Annotated in this window: 15 protein-coding genes; 3 read left to right on the forward strand and 12 right to left on the reverse strand. The window is 72.9% G+C overall.

All coding sequences use genetic code 11. The annotated features are described in order from the left end of the window. Nucleotides 1-63: 63 nt before the first annotated feature. From E4198_RS05225 to rimP, 10 genes are all read right to left on the reverse strand, one after another. Complete coding sequence (locus E4198_RS05225; RefSeq protein ID WP_136182135.1) at nt 64-1,611, reverse strand: ABC transporter substrate-binding protein; 1,548 nt, start codon at nt 1,609-1,611, stop codon at nt 64-66. Further along, a complete protein-coding gene (locus E4198_RS05230; RefSeq protein WP_136182136.1) occupies nt 1,605-3,698 on the reverse strand; it encodes an ATP-binding protein in 2,094 nt (697 codons plus the stop codon). Before E4198_RS05230 ends, E4198_RS05225 begins: the two co-directional genes overlap by 7 nt. Before the next feature lie 195 nt (nt 3,699-3,893). Further along, complete coding sequence (locus E4198_RS05235; protein WP_136182137.1) at nt 3,894-4,877, reverse strand: bifunctional riboflavin kinase/FAD synthetase; 984 nt, start codon at nt 4,875-4,877, stop codon at nt 3,894-3,896. 294 nt (nt 4,878-5,171) lie between these two features. Further along, nucleotides 5,172-6,110 (reverse strand): tRNA pseudouridine(55) synthase TruB, encoded by a 939-nt coding sequence (gene truB, locus E4198_RS05240; protein WP_136182138.1) that lies wholly within the window; start codon nt 6,108-6,110, stop codon nt 5,172-5,174. Continuing rightward, entirely contained in the window at nt 6,107-6,595 is a 489-nt protein-coding gene (rbfA, locus tag E4198_RS05245; protein WP_136182139.1) for a 30S ribosome-binding factor RbfA, read from the reverse strand. The genes truB and rbfA overlap by 4 nt, the downstream gene beginning before the upstream one ends. An 82-nt stretch (nt 6,596-6,677) precedes the next feature. After that, entirely contained in the window at nt 6,678-6,974 is a 297-nt protein-coding gene (locus E4198_RS05250) for a DUF503 domain-containing protein (protein ID WP_027763930.1), read from the reverse strand. A gap of 78 nt (nt 6,975-7,052) precedes the next feature. After that, on the reverse strand, nt 7,053-9,998 hold the full coding sequence (gene infB / locus E4198_RS05255; protein ID WP_136182140.1) for a translation initiation factor IF-2: 2,946 nt from the start codon (nt 9,996-9,998) through the stop codon (nt 7,053-7,055). Between the two features lie 169 nt (nt 9,999-10,167). Continuing rightward, nucleotides 10,168-10,437 carry a YlxR family protein gene (locus E4198_RS05260; protein ID WP_136182141.1) on the reverse strand — a complete coding sequence of 90 codons (270 nt, stop codon included), beginning with the start codon at nt 10,435-10,437 and terminating at the stop codon, nt 10,168-10,170. Between the two features lie 60 nt (nt 10,438-10,497). Further along, complete coding sequence (gene nusA / locus E4198_RS05265) at nt 10,498-11,535, reverse strand: transcription termination factor NusA (RefSeq protein WP_136182142.1); 1,038 nt, start codon at nt 11,533-11,535, stop codon at nt 10,498-10,500. A 2-nt stretch (nt 11,536-11,537) separates the two neighbouring features. Then, nucleotides 11,538-12,089 carry a ribosome maturation factor RimP gene (rimP, locus tag E4198_RS05270; RefSeq protein ID WP_136182143.1) on the reverse strand — a complete coding sequence of 184 codons (552 nt, stop codon included), beginning with the start codon at nt 12,087-12,089 and terminating at the stop codon, nt 11,538-11,540. Between the two features lie 371 nt (nt 12,090-12,460). Here rimP and E4198_RS05275 point away from each other — a divergent pair, with 371 nt between their 5' ends. Genes E4198_RS05275 through E4198_RS05285 form a run of 3 tightly spaced genes read left to right on the forward strand, consistent with a single transcriptional unit; the run spans nt 12,461 to nt 14,541 of the window. Beyond that, nucleotides 12,461-13,066, forward strand: a complete 606-nt coding sequence (locus tag E4198_RS05275) for a hypothetical protein (RefSeq protein ID WP_136182144.1) — start codon at nt 12,461-12,463, stop codon at nt 13,064-13,066. Continuing rightward, nucleotides 13,063-13,578, forward strand: coding sequence for a DUF4439 domain-containing protein (locus tag E4198_RS05280; protein WP_136182145.1), 516 nt, complete (start codon nt 13,063-13,065; stop codon nt 13,576-13,578). The genes E4198_RS05275 and E4198_RS05280 overlap by 4 nt, the downstream gene beginning before the upstream one ends. 36 nt (nt 13,579-13,614) lie before the next feature. Next, the gene (locus E4198_RS05285; RefSeq protein ID WP_136182146.1) at nt 13,615-14,541 is read left to right on the forward strand and encodes an aminoglycoside phosphotransferase family protein; all 927 of its coding nucleotides are present in this window, start codon (nt 13,615-13,617) and stop codon (nt 14,539-14,541) included. 159 nt (nt 14,542-14,700) lie between these two features. Here the strand turns inward: E4198_RS05285 and E4198_RS05290 are convergent, their stop codons facing one another. Together E4198_RS05290 and E4198_RS05295 are read right to left on the reverse strand one after the other, a co-directional pair. Next, on the reverse strand, nt 14,701-16,413 hold the full coding sequence (locus E4198_RS05290) for a proline--tRNA ligase (RefSeq protein WP_136182147.1): 1,713 nt from the start codon (nt 16,411-16,413) through the stop codon (nt 14,701-14,703). A gap of 191 nt (nt 16,414-16,604) precedes the next feature. Further along, entirely contained in the window at nt 16,605-17,189 is a 585-nt protein-coding gene (locus E4198_RS05295) for a GNAT family N-acetyltransferase (protein WP_136182148.1), read from the reverse strand. Between the last annotated feature and the right edge of the window lie 31 nt (nt 17,190-17,220).

Below are 17,220 nucleotides of genomic sequence, written 5' to 3' on the forward strand. Positions count from 1 at the left end.
ACCCCTCACGGTGGCGGCCGGCGACGCCGTGCGGTCCCTCCCCCTTCAGGCGTCGCCGCCGCTTCAGCCGCCCTCGCGCGGACCTTCGGGGCTCAGCACGTCCTCCAGCACGTAGTGGTGGGTGTCCCCCGCCGGGTCGAGGCGCACCAGCGGCAGCGGCTTGTTCTCCGGGTTGCCGTACCGGCCGAAGGACAGGGGGCCGCTGACCCCGCGGACGGCGGTCTCCCCGTTGATCGACCCGAGCATCTGGCGGACGTCGCCGGGAGACAGTTCCTTGTCGGTGTTCTCCCCGGTCGCGCTGCGGACGGCGAGACCGACGGCGAAGGTCGCGTCGTAGCCGAGCATCGCCTGCCCGCTGTACAGGTCCGCCTCGCTGGTGAACCTCTCCTCGTACCACTCCAGGAAGTCTGCGTAGGGGTTCCTCGTGTCGCCGGCGTAGATCGTCGCGGCGGCGTCCGGGTGGGCGAGAGCGGTGTACTGCACTTGCACGGCGCTCTGGTCCCAGCGCCGCAGGAACGCCCGGTAGGCCGCGGCGTCCTCGAACTGGGTGAGGTCGAAGAACATGCCGACCGCGTCGTCCCCGGAGTACACGGTCGTGGGGCAGGTGCGGCCCTGTGCGCCCGCGGCCTCGATGAAGGTCTTGAGGGCGCGGCCGCGGCCGGCGAAGTAGACGGCGTCGGCCCGGGAGGAGTCGTCGCAGACCTTGTCGGCGACGGTGGCCAGCGCGTTGCCGGCGCTGTTCTCGTTGGAAAGGAACCGGAGGGTCACCGGATCGACGCGGAGGCCCTTGTCCCGGGCGGCCCGCACGAAGCCCTGCCGCAGGGAGCTGCTGTAGATGTCGTGGTCGTTGCCGTCCTCGACGAGCCGGACGGTGAAGTCCTCGTCCTCGCGCTGGCTCCGGCGGAGGTGTTCCACCACTGCTGCCGTCTGGTCGCTGTTGGGCGCGACGGCGCGGAAGAAGCTGGTCTCACCGCGTTCGCTGAGGCCGTCGGCGGTCACCGTCGAGCCGACCATCGGGATCCTGTGCTCCCGGAACCGCTCCACGGCCTTCTTCGTCGTCGCTCTGCTCTGGCCGAACCCGGCCACCGCCACGACCGGGTTCGGACCGTCGGTCATGCCGAGGATCTGTTCGACGACCGTCTCCCACTGGGCGGAGCCGCTGCCGGGGTTGGCGAGCAGGAGTCTGATCTGCGGGGTCGAGCCCTCGCCGCCCAGGTCGGGCCGGTTCAGGGCGTACTGGGCGAGGTAGGCGCCCTGGAGTTCCTGTTCGATGCTGCTGGTGCCCTTGTCGCCCTCCCCCAGGGTCATGGGCTCGAAGTAGGCGATGCTCACCCACGGCTCGCCGGACTCCTCGACGCGACGGTTCTCCTCCCGGATGAGACCGATGACCTCGGTCAGGTCCTCGTGGAAGACATGGTCGCCGTCGGTGACGCCGATGCAGGCGGCGTCCGGCCCGACGCGGCTGACGCCGTCGGCGCAGCGCACGAGGAAGTGCCGGTGGGCCCAGAGACCTCCGGCCACCAGGGCGCAGACCACCACGAGGGTGAGCCCGATGCGGAGCCACCAGCGCGGGGGCGGCTGCGGGATCTCCAACTGCTCTTCCGTCACCACCAGGGCCTCCCTCTGTACTGCTCGGACTTCAGTAGGAGCACGTGCCGGTCCGTGCCGTCGTCGACCATGCCGCGGAGGGTGAGGAACTCCTCGCGGATGTCGTCGTACAGATCGGCGAAGGGGTCTCCCAGGGGGTTGCGGTAGGGGTCGCCCACCCGGTCGGTGGCCGGATCGTCGGCGGGTTCCGGGCTGATCCAGCAGGCGGCGAGCAGGCGGGTGACGGTCTTGGTGCGCGCGCTGCGCGGGCGTCCGTCGTCGGCGAGGAAGGCGACCAGGTCGCGGAAGAGCCGGCGCGGCGGCTCGGGCGGGGCGCCGCCGCGCGTCCGGATCGGCGCGCGGCGGAGACGGCAGAGCTCGGTGCACCACTCGGCGGCGGGGATCTGTGTGAAGCGCCCGTCGAGGTAGCGGGCGGCGCTCTCCAGGCGGCCGGAGGCGAGGTCGTGGTACGCGAGCGCCCAACGGTCGTCCTCGTGGCCTTCCGCGAGGCGCGAGCGGACCCGGTTGCCCAGTGCCGTCTGGGCGGCCTCCCACGCCTCGGTTCCGTCGTCGGCGGGCGGTGCGCCGGCGAGTTCGCGGAGCAGCAGGAAGCGCAGCAGGGGGTGCAGCATCTCGTGGGCGCCGTCGGTGCGGTCGTCGCCGGTCTCGATGCGCATGGTGCGCAGCGGATCGCCGGAGAAGTGCCGGAACTCGCTGCCGAGCGCTTCCCCCGCGTCCTCCTCCCACAGGTCGCGCGCGGCCCCCGCGTCGCCGAGGTTGACGGCGACGGCGGCACGGGCGAGCTGGGCGCGGAACTCGGGGCTGGTGCGCTGGGGCAGCAGGCGGTCGAGCAGGGCGCCGACCAGGTCGGGCGTGAACAGCTGCCGCAGCCGGTCGGGCCACGTCTCAGCGTCCCCCCGCAGGCACAGGGTGCCGACGACGGCGGCGGTGGCGGCGGGCTGGCCGCGGGTCAGCTGGTGGACGAGCCAGCCGAGCCACTGCCCGGCGTTGTCGACCTCGGGCAGTTCGACCTGGCGGGCCTGGCTGCGCAGCGCGCTCTCGACCACCGCGTCGACCTCGCGCGCGTCGAGGTTGCGGAGCGGGCCGACGTGCAGCACGTCGTCCACCGGAACCGGACGGAACCTGCGGGCATCCTCCCATGCCCGCTGGTAGCCGTGGTGGTCGCGCCCGGTACTGCCCTCGCGGCGCATCAGCACCTCGGGCCGGGCGGCTGCGGTGGCCACGACGAGCAACGGGTCGGAGTGGCCGGCCCGGTCGCGCGCCTCCAGCAGGAGCCGGAGGAAGTCGTCGCCCTGCTTGCTGTCGGCGTTGTCCAGCAGCAGCAGGCAGTGGGAGGTGCGGTGGTGGTTGCCGCGGCGGCTCCGGTAGGCGTCGTGGAGGTCGGCGAGGAACGCGTCGAAGAGCGCCGCCTCGGCGAGCCGCCGCTCGGCCTCCTCCTGCTCGTTGTAGAGCCGGTTGAGGGACACGACGACGTCCTGGTGGGAGCCTCCGCCGTAGCGGCGACGGAGACGGACGAGCTGGCGCCGCGTGCGCACACTGGCCCAGTCGGAGTCCCAGCCGGGCAGCAGCCGCAGTGCCGCACCGACGGCGGCTGGGCTGCCGGCGATGGCCGCCGCGGTGTCGACGAGGGCTTCGACGACACCGCGCATGTGCTCGCCGCCCCGCCCGGTGCGCGCATTGAGCGCGGCACGCATCTGCTGGACGGCGGTCGCCCGGCTGTCCCGGTCGACGCGCGTGGACAGGGCGAGCGCCAGCACACCGTAGGTGGGGAACGTCAGCTTCGGGACGCGCGGCTTGTCCGCGTGCAGGTCGAATACGATCCGGGCGAGCAGGTCGATGGGCTTCGCGCTCTCCGTGTCGCCGAGCCGGGACAGGTCGAGGTGGGCGACGGGGCCGGCGGCGGCCCAGTGGCGCAGGTGGTGCAGCAGTGTGGTTTTGCCGCTGCCCCGCGCTCCCAGCAGGAGCAGCGTGGGCAGTTCGGGGTGCACTCCCTTCGTGCGCAGGAACCAGGTGCGGACCCACTCCCGTATCGCGCGGTCCCGTTCGGAACGCCCCGCGAGTTCCAGCGCGTCGCCGGCAAGCTCCCGCATCGCCGTGCCCCCTTCCCCCGTCGGCTCTGCCCGCGTGACCGACCGTGCGGTACGCGTCACAGCAGGGTCGACCCAAGTCTCCCTGGGTGCAAGGCATCTGAGCGAAACGTGAGTGTCAACGGGTGCGCGCGGGGCGCACGGCGAGGAGCTCTCGGCGGGCAGGTCGTCGCTCGGGCCACGGCGACGCCGTGCGGGTCAAGCGCGCGGCGTGGCTCCGGCGGCGTCGGCCTCCGCGACGAGCGTGCGGCACAGGTCGACGTCCTCGGTCATGCGGTCGGTCAGCGCGCCGAGGCTGTCGAACTTCTCCTGGCCACGGATCCAGGCCAGGAAGTCGACGGCGACGTGCAGTCCGTACAGCTCGAGGCCGACGCGGTCGATCGCATACGCCTCGACGGTGCGTTCCGTGCCGTCGAACTGGGGGTTGGTGCCGACGGAGACGGCGGCGGGCATGGCCTCCGGCGCGCCCTCGCCGAGGACCGTGAGCCAGCCGGCATACACGCCGTCCGCGGGCACCGCGGTGTGCGGCAGCGTCTCCACGTTCGCGGTGGGAAAGCCGAGCGCACGGCCGCGCTGCGCACCGCGGACGACGACGCCCTCGACGCGGTGGGGGCGGCCGAGCACCTCGGCGGCGCCGGTCACGTCGCCCTCGGCGACCAGCGTGCGGGTCAGGGTGGAGGAGAACGGCGCGCCGCCGCCGGCCTCACCGCGCGCGAAGAGGTCCACGACGTCGACGTCGTAGTCGTAGGTGGCGCCCAGCTCGGCGAGGATGTCGACGTTGCCGGCCGCCTTGTGGCCGAAGCGGAAGTTGGGGCCCTCGACGACGGCGCGCGCGTGCAGCTTGTCGACGAGGACCTTGACGACGAAGTCGGCCGGCGAGAGCTGCGAGAACTCCTGCGTGAACGGCAGGACGAGCACCGCGTCGACGCCCAGCTCGGCCATCAGGTCCGCACGGCGGTGGTGCGGCGCGAGCAGCGGTGGGTGGCTGCCCGGACGCACGACCTCGCTCGGGTGCGGGTCGAAGGTGACCACCACGGCGGGCACGCCCAGGTCGCGGGCGCGCTCGACGGCCTTGCCGATGATGAGCTGGTGTCCGCGGTGCACCCCGTCGTACGAGCCGATGGTGACGACGCTGCGTCCCCACCCCTCCGGGATGTCCTCCAAGCCACGCCAGCGCTGCACGGTGCTGCTCCTCGCGGTTACCTGATGAAACGGTGCGGGTCCAAGGGTGCCATGACGGTGTCCCGCCACCGCAGCGGACCCGGTGTGTTCTCGCGGACACCTGCCGAGGCCACGGGGCGGGCTTGCTCCTGATGGCGCCCCCGGGTGTGCCGCATGCGCCCCGAATCCCTCCGCGCGCCCCGCTGCGCGGGTGATTCCGCGGCCGGGGAGGGACAGACACTGAGTGCCCGAGGGAGGGAGGCCGTGGGCCGGGACGGCGCGAGGCGCGCCGCGTCCCGTCCCACGGCGGGCGTGTCAGGCCGGGGCTGCGAAGACGGCGAGGCTCTTGGCGCGGCCGCGGCGTGCCTCGACGAGCGCGAGGAAGCGTTCCTCCGGGCCGAACGCGGCGATCGGGCCCTCGTGGGCGGCCAGCGCGCCGGGCATCGTGATCTGTGCGCCGTTGAGGAGCAGTTGCGCATGGCGCGCGTCGACGTCCCAGCGCGGGAAGGCCGCGGCGGCGGCTTCGCCCAGGGGGAGCAGCGAGACGGCATCGGTCTCGTTGCGCTCGGCCTGGAGCTGTTCCAGCGTCCGGGCTCCGTCCAGCCGGTACGGGCCGACGCGGGTGCGACGGAGCGCGGTGAGGTGGCCGCCGACGCCGAGGCCGGCACCGAGATCGCGGGCCAACGCCCGGATGTAGGTGCCGGAGGAGCAGACCACGGAGACGAGCACGTCCACGACGGGCGTGCCGTCGTCGGCGTGGTCCTCGTGCACGCCGTGCACCGCGAAAGCGGAGACGGTGACGGGTCGTGCGGGAATCTCGAAGTCCTCGCCCTCGCGAGCCCGCTTGTAGGACCGTTTGCCGTCGATCTTCACGGCGCTGACCTTCGACGGCACCTGCATGAGAGCCCCCGTCAGTGCGGCCACACCCGCCTCGATCGCCTCACGGGTGACGCCGGAGGCGTCCTTCGCCGAGGTCGTCTCCCCTTCCGCGTCGTCGGTGAGGGTGGTCTGGCCGAGCCGGATCGTGCCGACGTACTCCTTCTCGGTCAGCGCGAGATGGCCGAGCAGCTTGGTGGCCCGCTCGACCCCGAGGACGAGCACGCCGGTGGCCATCGGATCCAGGGTGCCGGCGTGGCCGACACGGCGGGTGCGGGCGATGCCGCGCATCTTCGCGACGACGTCGTGCGAGGTGAATCCGGCGGGCTTGTCGACGACGACGAGCCCGCCGGGCTCCAGCGGATCCCTGCGCTTCACGCGGACCGGCCCTCGTCGTCCCCGTCGTCCGTGCCGTCCGACGCGTCGGCGTCTTCGGCGTCTTCGGCGGGCCGACGGTAGGGGTCGGCCTCGCCCGCGTACACGGCGCCGGAGGACGCCTTGCGGACCTCCTCGTCCGAGGCCTTGGCCCGGGCGAGCAGGTCGTCGATGGTCTTGGCGTTCTCGGGGAGGGCGTCGGGCACGAAGGTGAGGGTGGGGGTGAACTTGACCCCCGCCGCCGCGCCGACCGCGGAACGGAGGACGCCCTTGGCGCTCTCCAGGCCCTTCGCGGCCTCCTCGCGCTCCTCGTCGTCCCCGTACACCGTGTAGAAGACGGTCGCCTCCCGCAGGTCGCCGGTGACCCGCGTGTCCGTGATCGTCACGTGGGAGCCGAGGCGGGGGTCCTTGACGCCCCGCTGCAGCTTCCTCGCGACGACCTCACGGATGAGGTCCGCCAACCTCTTCGCCCGTGCGTTGTCGGCCACTGGTCCGTCTCCTGTCGTTCTGCTCGGTGGTGCTCGTTTTGCTGTGGTGCCGGGTGGTGCGGTGTGCTGCCGGGTGGTGCCGTCAAGTGTCGTCCTCGCCGTGGAAGCGCCGCCGGACGGACAGCAGTTCCACCTCGGGCCGGGCGGCGACCAGCCGCTCGCACCGGTCGAGGACGTCCGTCAGATGGCCCGGGTCGCCGGAGACCGCCGCCAGGCCGATGCAGGACCGGCGGTGCAGGTCCTGTTCACCGACCTCGGCGACGCTCACGGCGTACTTGCGCTGGAGTTCCGCGACGATCGGACGGACGACGGACCGCTTCTGCTTGAGCGAGTGGACGTCGCCCAGCAGGAGATCGAAAGAGAGAGTCCCCACATACACCCGGTGATCGTAACGGCAGCAGCCGGGGCCGATCGACGGAGATTCCGCTCCGCCGACCGGCCCCGGCACGCGTGCGCGTCAGACGCGGGGCTTCTCCCGCATCTCGTACGTCGCGATGACGTCGTCGACCTTGATGTCGTTGTAGCTGCCGAGGTTGATACCGCCCTCGAAGCCTTCCCGGATCTCGGTGACGTCGTCCTTGAAGCGACGCAGGCCCTCGATGTTGAGGTTCTCCGCGACGACCTTGCCGTCGCGCAGCAGGCGGGCCTTGGTGTTGCGCTTGACCTCGCCGGAGCGGATGAGGACACCCGCGATGTTGCCGAGCTTGGAGGAGCGGAAGACCTCGCGGATCTCCGCCGTGCCGAGCTCGACCTCTTCGTACTCCGGCTTGAGCATGCCCTTGAGCGCCGCCTCGATCTCCTCGATGACCTGGTAGATCACCGAGTAGTAGCGGACGTCCACGCCCTCGCGGTCGGCCAGCTGCGTGGCACGCCCCTCGGCGCGCACGTTGAAGCCGATGACGATGGCGTCGGAGCCGGTCGCCAGGTCGATGTCGGTCTCGGTGACCGCACCCACACCGCGGTGCAGGATGCGCAGGTCGACCTCTTCGCCGACGTCGAGCTGGAGCAGCGAGGACTCCAGGGCCTCGACCGAACCGGACGCGTCGCCCTTGATGATGAGGTTGAGGTTCTGCACCTGGCCGGCCTTGAGCGCCTTGTCCAGGTCCTCCAGGGAGACGCGACGGGTGCGCTTGGCGAAGGACGCGTTCCGCTCGCGGGTCGCGCGGCGCTCGGCGATCTGACGTGCCGTGCGGTCCTCCTCGACGACGAGGAAGTTGTCGCCGGCGCCCGGGACGTTGGTGAGACCGAGCACCAGGACGGGGGTCGAGGGACCCGCTTCCTTGATGTGCTCGCCCTTGTCGTCGAGCATCGCGCGCACCCGGCCGTGGGCGTCGCCCACGACCATGGTGTCACCGACGCGCAGCGTGCCGCGCTGCACCAGCACCGTGGCCACCGCACCGCGGCCGCGGTCGAGGTGCGCCTCGATGGCGAGACCCTGAGCCTGCTGCTCGGGGTTGGCCCGCAGGTCGAGAGCGGCGTCCGCGGTGAGGACCACGGCTTCCAGCAGGGCCTCGATGTTCTCGCCCTGCTTGGCGGAGATGTCGACGAACATGGTGTCGCCGCCGTACTCCTCGGCGATCAGCCCGTACTCGGTCAGCTGGCCGCGGACCTTGGTCGGGTCCGCACCCTCGACGTCGATCTTGTTGACCGCGACCACGATCGGCACCTCTGCCGCCTTGGCGTGGTTCAGGGCCTCGATCGTCTGCGGCATCACACCGTCGTTGGCCGCCACCACGAGGATCGCGATGTCGGTCGACTTGGCACCGCGGGCACGCATGGCGGTGAACGCCTCGTGACCCGGGGTGTCGATGAAGGTGATCTTCCGCTCTTCCTCGTTGACCTCGGTCTTCGCCTGGTAGGCGCCGATGTGCTGGGTGATGCCGCCGGCCTCACCCTCGATGACGTTGGTCTTGCGGATCGCGTCGAGCAGACGCGTCTTGCCGTGGTCGACGTGACCCATGACGGTCACCACCGGCGGGCGGGCCACCATGGCCTCTTCGCCGCCCTCGTCCTCACCGAACTCGATGTCGAAGGACTCGAGCAGCTCGCGGTCCTCCTCCTCCGGGCTGACGATCTGGACGACGTAGTTCATCTCCTCGCCGAGGAGATGCAGCGTCTCGTCGGGCACGGACTGGGTCGCGGTGACCATCTCGCCCAGGTTGAACATCACCTGGACCAGCGACGCCGGGTTGGCGTTGATCTTCTCCGCGAAGTCCGTCAGCGAGGCACCACGCGACAGCCGGACGGTCTCGCCCTTGCCGCGCGGCAGCATCACACCGCCGACCGACGGCGCCGACATCTGCTCGTACTCCTGGCGCCTCTGCCGCTTCGACTTGCGGCCACGACGCGCCGGACCGCCGGGACGGCCGAAGGCACCCTGCGTGCCGCCGCGGCCACCGGGGCCTCCGGGGCGTCCGCCGAAGCCGGGACGACCGCCGCCGCCGGGACGACCGCCGAAACCGCCGCCACCGCCGGGACGACCGCCGAAGCCGCCGCCACCGCCCGGACGACCGCCACCGCCGGGACGACCGCCGCCACCCGGACGACCGCCGGGACCGCCGCGGCCGGGGCCGGGACGCGGGCCGGCAGCGGGACGCTGCGGCATCATGCCCGGGTTCGGACGGTTGCCGCCGCCCGGACGCGGACCGCCGGCACCGGCGCCGCTGCCTTGCGGACGCGGCATGTTGCCCGGGGTGGCACGACCGCCGCCCGGGGCCTGCGGACGCGGACCGCCCTGGCCCGGACCCCCGGCCGGACGGCCGCCGCCCGGCTTGGGGGCGCCGCCCGGACGGGGCGCCTGCGGGCGCGCCATGCCGGTGGAGCCACCGGAGGTGAAGGGGTTGTTCCCCGGGCGCGGGCCGGAGGGACGACCGCCGGGCTTGGGCGCACCGGGACGGGCGCCGCCCTGACCGGGCTTGGGCGCACCGGGACGCGGGCCGGCGGCACCGGGCTTGGGAGCCTGGCCCGGCGGGGAGGTGAACTCCGGCTTGGCAGCCGGCGCGGGCTGCGCAGGCTGAGCCGGACCCGGCTTGGGCGCCGGGGCCTTGGGGCCGGGCTTCGGCGCGGCCGCGCCCGGCGTCGGGGTCTCGGCCACCGGCTTGGGGGCCTGACCCGGCTTGGGTGCACCCGGCTTCGGGGCACCGGGCTTGGGGGCCTGGGCGCCCGGCTTGGGCGCGGCAGGCTTGGCCGCCGCCTTCTTGGGCGCGGCAGGCTTCGCCGCGGGCTTCTTGGCACCACCGGTGCCGCCCGCGTCGAGCGCGTCAGTGAGTTTGCGCACGACCGGCGCCTCGATCGTCGAGGAGGCCGATCGGACGAACTCGCCGAGTTCCTGGAGCTTGGCCATGACGACCTTGCTCTCGACTCCAAGCTCCTTGGCGAGCTCGTATACCCGGACCTTAGCCACTTCGCTCCTTACGGTCCGGGGGTGGGTCTCCGCCGGACCTTCGCTACTTGTGCATGGGCGTACTCATCGCGTACTCATCGAGTGCTCATCGCAATCTCGACCTACTTCCGACTCGCGAGGTACCTGACCCGCGCGGGGTTCCGCGCAGGCTTCTTACGGCTCTGTGTGCTTACGGAAACCGCAGATGCTGCAGTTCCGCGGTGTCGAGCGGCCCCTGGACCCGGAAGGCCCGCTGGAACGCCCGGCGGCGGACCGCCAGATCGACACACCGCTGTGCCGGGTGCACGTATGCACCCCGGCCGGGCAGCGTACCGCGAAGATCGGGAACGATGCGTCCCTCGATCATCACCACACGCAGCAAAACGGCCTTGCCCGCATGTTCCCGGCAGCCCACACAGGTGCGTTCGGGGCATACTCGGGCGCGTGTCCGGCGAGACACTGCTTAAGTCTACCTCCTCACACCGGGTGTCCCTCACGGGGAGTGCCACCCGGTGCCCCGTCAGGACTGCTCGGCGCCCGTGCCGGCCTGCTGCCCCGCGGCCGGCTCGGCCGTCGGTTCCGCCGCCGGGGTGTCCGGCCGGATGTCGATGCGCCAGCCGGTGAGACGTGCGGCGAGACGGGCGTTCTGACCCTCCTTGCCGATGGCCAGCGACAACTGGTAGTCGGGCACCGTCACCCGCGCCGAACGGGCCGCCATGTCGACGATCTCGACCTTGCTGACCCGGGCCGGAGACAGGGCGTTCGCCACCAGCTCGGCCGGGTCCTCGGACCAGTCGACGATGTCGATCTTCTCGCCGTGGAGCTCGGCCATGACGTTGCGCACCCGGCCGCCCATCGGGCCGATGCAGGCGCCCTTGGCGTTCAGGCCGGAGCGGGTGCTGCGCACCGCGATCTTCGTCCGGTGGCCGGCCTCGCGGGCGATCGCCGCAATCTCGACCGAACCGTCGGCGATCTCCGGGACCTCCAGTTCGAAGAGCTTCTTCACCAGGTTGGGGTGGGTCCGGGAGAGAGTGACGGACGGCCCGCGCACGCCCTTGACCACACGGACGACGTAGGTCCGCAGCCTGGTGCCGTGACCGTACTCCTCGCCGGGTACCTGCTCCTGCGGCGGCAGGATGGCCTCCAGCTTGCCGATGTCGACCAGCACGCTGCGCGGGTCCTTGCCCTGCTGGACGACGCCGGCGACCACGTCGCCCTCACGGCCCGCGTACTCGCCGAAGGTGACCTCCTCCTCGGCGTCGCGCAGGCGCTGCAGGATGACCTGCTTGGCGGTGGTGGCGGCGATCCGGCCGAAACCGCTCGGTGTGTCGTCGAACTCGCGCGGCTCGGCGCCCTCGGGTAGGTCCTCCGGGCTCTCCTTCGCCCACACCGTGACGTGACCGGTCTTGCGGTCCAGCTCGACGCGGGCGTCGCGGCGGCTTCCCTCGGTGCGGTGGTAGGCGATCAGCAGAGCCGACTCGATCGCCTCGACCAGCAGGTCGAAGGAGATCTCCTTCTCCCTGACCAGTCCCCGCAGGGCACTCATGTCGATGTCCACGGCTACGCCTCCTCCTGGCTCTCGTCGTCGGCGGACGCGGACATGCGGTCTGCCTTCTGCTGTACGGCCTTCTCCGCGGCCTTGCGGTTGAACTCGATCTCCACGCGGGCCTTGGCGATCTCGTCGAACTCCAGGCGGCGCGCGGTGGGCTTTCGGCCCTTCACGCCCGGCACCTCGACGTCCAGTCCGGTCTCGTCGACGGACAGGATGCGGGCGGTGAGCTCGCCGCCCTCGTGGAGCTGCGCTCTGACCAGGCGGCCGGCGGCGCGGCGGAAGTGCCGCGGCTCGGTCAGCGGGCGGTCGGCCCCGGGCGAGGTGACCTCCAGGACGTAGGGGGCGCCCCCCATCACGTCGGACTCGTCGAGGGCCACGGAGATCTCGCGGCTGACCTCGGCGCAGGTGTCGAGCTGCACGCCTTCGTCGGAGTCGACCACGACGCGCAGGACACGCCTGTTCCCGGCGGGGGTCACCGTGATCTCCTCGAGATCCAGCCCCCTGTTGCCGGCGAGCGGTTCCATCAGCCCGCGCAGCCTCTCGCTCTGGGTGGTGCTCATCCGGGTGACTCCTCGGCCGCGTGTGCTGTTGTGGAGGGAAGTTCGCGTGTCCGGGGCCAGCCTATCGTCTGCGGCGGGTCCTCCGGACCGGGTGGGGACGCCGCGTGACGCCCCGCCCTCCGCGGCTCCCGTACCCGGAGTACGGGAGCCGACACGTCCGCCGTGAGGACCCGTCCCGGCCGGATGGAGTACGGCGCGTGCCCCACCGGAGTGCGCCCCTGGCGCGCCACACGCGCCCCGGAAGGAAAGCAGGAAATCGCACAGGTAACCTCACCTGGCGTGATCACCGCCCGCCGAGCCGGTGCGGGCCGCGCCCGTGCGCCGTTCCCGCGCGACCGGCGGGCGCGAACCACTGCTTCTGGGAGTGCACCATGCCGTCCACGACGCCCGGCGGGACCGCCGGCCCCGGTGCGCCCAGCCCCCGTAGCGGCCCCCCGCGACGTGTGCTGCTGGCCGGAGCGGTCGGGGCCACGTTCGTGGCCGGCACCACCGCCGGCTGCACGGACGGCGGGGAGTCTCCGGAGGAGCGGCGCCGCCGCGTGGACGCCGCCCGACGCCTGCGGCGTGCGGCCGCGGCGGACAGCCGGGACCTGCTGACCCGGTACACCAGCACGGCCGCGGTGCACCCGGCGCTCGGCGGACTGCTGGCACCGCTGCGTGAGGCGGTGGCCCGACACGTGGAGGCGTTCTCCGCACCGCATCAGGCGGGCGGCGGCCAGGACAGCGGGGCCGGCCACGACCGGAAGGGCGGCGGTGGCGAAGGCCCTGCGGGCGGACCGCCCGCAGGAAGCCGCACGGCCGTACCGGGCGACGAGAAGCGGGCGCTGACCGCGCTGGCCGAGGCCGAACGCCGCACCGCCGCCACCCGGATGCGCGACCTGGTCGACGCCCCGCCCGAACTGGCCCGCCTGCTCGCCTCGGTGGCGGCGGCCGGCAGCGCCCACGCCCTGCTGCTCACGGAAGGCGACGCCGCATGACGACCGCACGGCAGGCGGAGCCGGGATCCGCCGTCGGCTCCGCCGCCGAACTCACCGCGCTCCAGGCGGCGCTGTCCGCCGAGCACGCCGCGGTGTACGGCTACGGCGTGGTCGGCGGCCGGATCGCGCAGGACCGCCGCAGCGCGGCGCGGGCCGCCTACGCGGCGCACAAGGCACGCCGCGACGCACTGCGCCGCCGGGTGCGTGACCTCGGCGGCACCCCGCAGCCCGCAGCCGCCGCCTACGCGCTCCCGTTCGACGTCCCGGACGCGGAGGCGGCGCTGCGCCTCGCGGCCGAACTGGAGGACCGGGTGGCCGCTGTCTACGCCGACCTCGTGCGGGCCTCGGCCGACGGGCGGCGGCGCGACGCCGCGGCGGCGCTGCGCGAAGCGGCCCTCCGCGCGGTGCGCTGGCGCGGCACGGGCGTAGCCTTCCCTGGGCTCACCGAACGGTCGGTGCCGGGACGGACCGGCGCACCGGGCCGGCCGACGAAGGAGTCCCACCCGCTCTGACCGTCCGTCGCCGTCGCGAAAGGCCCCGTCCGGCACATGCCCTCCGTACTGCCTCTCGACCCACCGCAGCGGCTGGTGCGCGCCCTGCACGGCCACCCGGACGGGGACGAAGCCGCGGCGGCCGCGAAGTGGCTGGAGAAGCTGCCCGGCCTGCTGGAGACGCTGCTGAAGCGCTGGGATCTGACGGACGAGCGGGTGGTCTCCCCTGGCGGGCGGACCAGCCTGGTGGTGCTGGTGCGGCAGACGGACGGCACGCCCGCCGCCCTCAAGCTGACCGCCCCCGGCACCTCGGCCGCACGCGAGGCCGAGGCGCTGGCGTGCTGGGACGGCCTGGGCGCCGTACGGCTTGTGCGTGCGGCACCGGAGGACGGCGCGCTGCTGCTGGAACGCCTGCACGGGGAGGTGTCGCTGCGTTCGCTGCCCGAGTCCAAGGCGATGCTGGAGGCCAGTTCGGCGCTGCGCCGCCTGTGGGTGCCGCCCGCGGACGGGCACGGCTTCGAGCAGGTGGCCGAACGTACCGCCGCGGAGGCGGAGATGATGCGGACGCACACGCCAGGGGAGGCGCGTCCGCTGGTCGACGAGGCGCTGGAGCTGCGGGACGGGCTGCTGTCCGGCACGCCCCGACCTGTGCTGCTGCACGGAGACTTCCGGCAGGGGGCGGTCCTGTCCGCCTCCGCGGAACGGTCACCGTGGCTGGCGGTCGGACCGGACCCGCTGGTGGGCGAGCCGGCGTACGACCTGGCGCGGCTGGTCCGCGACCGGCTGCACGACCTGATGGCCTCGGCGGGCGCACCGGCGGCGACCCGGCGCCGGATTCACCGGCTGGCGGACGCGCTGGAGCTGGATCGCGAACGACTCCGGGGGTGGGCGCTGTTCCGGTCCGTGCGGTCCGGCGTGCGCCACGTGTGGCGCGGCGACCGGCAGGACGGCGAGGCGCTGCTGGAGTTCGCCGGCTGGCTGTGACGCGGCCGGACCGTTCCGGACCCGGTGTGGAGCAGGTGTGGAGCCGGGGAATCCCTTCTCGGCCCGGAGCAGGGTGCCCGCTGGGGCCCGCCGCACCAGGGCTGATCCGCCGAACCGGCGGCGGGTGCCGGAGCTCCCGCCGCCCCGTCCGGGGGTCGTTCAGCCGAGCGCGGCCAGCCGGGCCACCGCGTCGGCGACCGGCATCTCCTCGCGCTCGCCCGTCCGACGGTCCTTGACCTCGACGACGCCCTCCTTCGCGCGCCGCCCGGCGACCAGGATGGTCGGCACGCCGATCAGCTCGGCGTCGGTGAACTTCACGCCGGGCGACACTCCCGCACGGTCGTCGACCAGAACGCGTACACCCGCGGCGCCGAGCTGCTCGGACACCTCCAGCGCCAGCTCGGTCTGCGCTGCCTTGCCGGCGGCGACGACGTGCACGTCGGCCGGGGCGATCTCGCGGGGCCAGCACAGCCCCTGCTCGTCGGCGGTCTGCTCGGCCAGTGCCGCCACCGCGCGGGAGACGCCAACGCCGTAGCTGCCCATCGTCACGCGCACCGGCTTGCCGTCCTGGCCGAGCACGTCCAGCTCGAACGCGTCGGCGTACTTGCGGCCGAGCTGGAAGATGTGGCCGATCTCGATCGCCCGGTCGAGGGTGATGCCCTCGGCGCAGCGCGGGCAGGGGTCGCCGGGCTCGACCACCACGACGTCGAGGTACTGGTCGACCTCGAAGTCGCGGCCGCACACGACGTTGCGGGCGTGGGTGTCGGCCTTGTTGGCCCCGGTGACCCAGCTGGTGCCGGGGGCGACGCGCGGGTCGGCGAGGTAGCGGAACGCCTTGCCGGCCATGCCGCCCTGCGGGCCGACGTAGCCGCGCACCAGGTCGGAGCGGTCGGTGAAGTCGTCGGCGGTGACCAGCTCGACCTCGGCGGGCGCCAGGTGCTCGGCGAGCTTCCCCATGTCGACCTCGCGGTCGCCGGGGACGCCCACGGCGACGATCTCGCCGTCGACCTTGACCAGGAGGTTCTTGAGGGTGGCCGAAGCGGGGATGCCGAGGTGCTCGGCGAGCGTCTCGATGGTCGGGGTGTCAGGTGTGTCCAGGTCCTCGACCGGCGGGTGGCCGGAACCGTCGGCCGGCGTCAGGGCGGTCGTCATCGCCTCGGTGTTCGCCGCGAACCCGCAGGCCGGGCAGTAGACGAAGGTGTCCTCGCCGGCCGCGGCGGGCGCGAGGAACTCCTCGGACGCGGAGCCGCCCATCGAGCCGGAGACGGCGGACACGATGCGGTAGTCCAGGCCGAGCCGCTCGAAGATCCGCTGGTACGCCTGGCGGTGCAGCCGGTAGGACTCCTCCAGCGCGGCGTCGCTCACGTCGAAGGAGTAGGAGTCCTTCATGGTGAACTCGCGGCCGCGCAGGATGCCGGACCGGGGGCGGGCCTCGTCCCGGTACTTGGTCTGGATCTGGTACAGCATCACCGGCAGGTCCTTGTAGGACGCGCACTGGTCCTTGACGACCTGGGTGAAGATCTCCTCGTGGGTCGGCCCGAGGAGGTAGTCGCCGCCCTTGCGGTCCTTGAGGCGGAAGAGCAGGTCGCCGTACTCCTCGTAGCGGCCGGACTGCTCGTAGGGCTCCTTGGGCAGCAGCGCGGGCAGCAGCACCTCCTGGGCACCGATGGCGTCCATCTCCTCCCGCACGACGCGGGTGACGTTCTCCAGCACCTGCTTGCCCAGCGGGAGCCAGGTCCAGATTCCGGCCGCGGCGCGGCGGACGTATCCGGCCCGGACGAGAAGCTTGTGGCTGAGCGTCTCGGCGTCGGCCGGGTCGTCGCGCAGCGTCTTCAGCATCGTGCGGGACATGCGCTGGACTCGGGCTGCCATCGGGGGTCTCCTGCTGGTGGTGAGGTGCGGTGCCGCCCCGCGCCGCAGGCGTGAGGCGGTGAAAACAGGAGGTTATCCGTTGTCGGCGGCCGGGCGGAAATACGTATCCGAGGCGCCGGTGGCCGACGTCCACGAGGGCGCTCCTCCGGCTCCTGCACGCCGTCCGCCCCTCTCCGTCTCACCGGCCGGTGCTAGGACCTGTCCGGCGGGCGACGGAGGGGGAGGTGCGCGCCCATGACGACGTAGGGGCTGCTCGCGGAGGGGAAGCGGACGCGGCGGGCCAGGTCGCGGTAGCCGAGCGAACGGTAGAGCGCGCGGGCCGGGGACTCGGTGTCGAGCGCGGAGAGGATCGACCGCGGCTCGTCGGCCCCGTCGGTGATCCCGGTAATGAGCGCGCGGCCCAGACCGCGGTTCTGGAAGGCGGGCAGGACGTGCAGCTCGGTGATCACGAACGCGTCGCCGAGCCAAGCGTCGTGGCCCTCCTGGCGCAGGTAGGGGTGGACGACGGTGGACCACCACTGGGTGCGGTCGTTGGGCATGCCGTAGACGAAGCCGACCAGCCGGTCGCCCTCGTCGGTGGTGGCGCCGAGGGCGCGGGCGCCGGTCATGGTCAGGTGGCGCAGCACGATGTGGTGCCGGACGGCGACCTCGTCGTCGGTGAGCCCGAAGGCCAGCGCCTGCACGGCGAGGGCCTCGTCGACGCGTGCGGCCAGGTCGAGGGGGCCGATGGACACCGCTCGGGGGTCCGGGTGGTGGTGTCCGGAAGTATGCCGCATGGCGGGGAGGCTACTAGCTGATCGTCCGTGG

Origin of the sequence: Streptomyces sp. RKND-216, from assembly GCF_004795255.1 — a bacterium.
GTDB lineage: Bacteria > Actinomycetota > Actinomycetes > Streptomycetales > Streptomycetaceae > Streptomyces > Streptomyces hazeniae.